The organism is Escherichia sp. E4930 (assembly GCF_005845405.1).
GTDB lineage: Bacteria > Pseudomonadota > Gammaproteobacteria > Enterobacterales > Enterobacteriaceae > Escherichia.
The window spans coordinates 1-915 of the sequence record NZ_VCDZ01000075.1; the positions used below are offsets into that span (position 1 = coordinate 1).

Sequence of the window (915 nt, forward strand, 5' to 3'; positions counted from 1 at the left end):
AGCTCATTAAGGTTTCTGATATAACGCTCAGTGAATACCCGTTGTCCGTCCCGGGTTAAATGAAAACCAGACTGATTACAGGTAATGGTGATATGACAGGTATCGCTGCCAATATATACGGCTTCCTGAGGTCTGAATCTGACATTCCAGTGCCAGGAGTACGGAGAGTGGTTCAGATAAAAAAGACGCATCTGAATATCGTTAAATAACGGGTTCATGGCGAATTAAATAAACCTGATAATAACAGTATGGTGAAAGTCCGGAATAAAGAAATGGTCCGGTATTATGCAAAATCCTCAAGGTGACGACTGATACTGTTTTCACGGTAACAGGTCACCAGTAATTCACGGGTTGCCCGGGTAAACGCCACATAAAGCACCGGAATTACTTCAGACTCATCCGCTACACCAGAAGGAACGAAAGACGCATTGATAACCGCCACATACGGGAACTCCAGCCCCTTACTGCTCTGGTATGTCAGTAAGTGCACCACATCCTTACGTCGCGAGTATGCCTTCTTGCCTTCCCTGTCAAAACAGGTGGCAAAAGGTACCCCGCGTTGTGTCATAACGTCCTGCAATTGTTTCGCTGAACGCTCTGTCGGACACAGCACAGCCATATCACTCCAGTGACCGCACAGGACATGGCGCTTCTCCAGCCAGTCTGCAACCTGTCTGGCTTCATCACGTTCAGAAGCACAACGCTGGATTTCCGGCTCTGTGCCCTCTTCACCACCCGCCTGTGGCTGAACGAGCGGTATTTCACGGTTCTGATGTTTTTCAAAATACTCGCGGGAGAATGCATAAGCAAAGTGCAGAATGCGTTTCGGATTACGGTAATTGACCGGCAGGACAGAAGTGCGTCCCTGCGCCTGAATCCCCACACTGGCCAGAGAAAAGTTCAGGGCCCGCTCCC

At 49.2% G+C, this 915-nt stretch carries 2 protein-coding genes; both read right to left on the reverse strand.

Translation table 11 applies throughout. The features are described from left to right. Nucleotides 1-218 (reverse strand): hypothetical protein (locus FFT88_RS25470; RefSeq protein WP_135406031.1); only part of this gene is annotated, 218 nt, incomplete at its 3' end. Between the two features lie 65 nt (nucleotides 219-283). Continuing rightward, nucleotides 284-915 (reverse strand): 3'-5' exonuclease (locus tag FFT88_RS25135; protein ID WP_167851632.1); only part of this gene is annotated, 632 nt, incomplete at its 5' end.